General features: G+C 49.0%; 1 protein-coding gene. It reads right to left on the reverse strand.

Annotation, left to right across the window (positions count from 1 at the left end; all coding sequences use genetic code 11):
* The coding region (locus ACYRYG_RS13345) for a fibronectin type III-like domain-contianing protein (protein ID WP_460198492.1) at nucleotides 1–547 on the reverse strand (547 nt) is incomplete at both ends.

The following is a 547-nucleotide window of genomic DNA, read 5'->3' on the forward strand; positions in this document are numbered from 1 at the left end:
TCTGAACACCCTTGGAAATTTTCATCGGTGCCGTCAACTTGATATTCTCGACGGACTGGCCGATCATCACCTCATAGACTCCAGGATCCAGTACCCAGCTGTTGGTGACTGCATCAAAAGAGGCCAGGTCCATAGGACGGAAGGTCAGCGTCAGGGTCTGCGACTCTCCAGGCTGAAGATTACGGGTCTTGGCAAATGCCTTCAATTCCTTCTTTGGTTTCTCCAGCGTCCCCTTGGGAGCCGAGACATAAAGCTGGGCCACTTCCCTGCCCGCTACCTTACCGGTATTCGTCACCGTTACGACTGCCTTACAAACTGATTTCCCATAGCGTACTTTCAAGCCGCTCAACGAGAAGGTCGTATAGGACAAACCATAGCCAAAAGGATAAGAGACCGGTTTGCCAAATGTGTCAAAATAACGGTATCCAACCCATATCCCCTCATCATACTTAGTATAGCCTATCGTTGACTTGTTCTTGTCAAAAACCCCTCCATTATCATTCTGAGGGAAGTTTTTCGATGACGGAACATCCTCATAAGCTACCGG

The sequence above is a fragment of the Segatella asaccharophila genome (genome assembly GCF_054687055.1).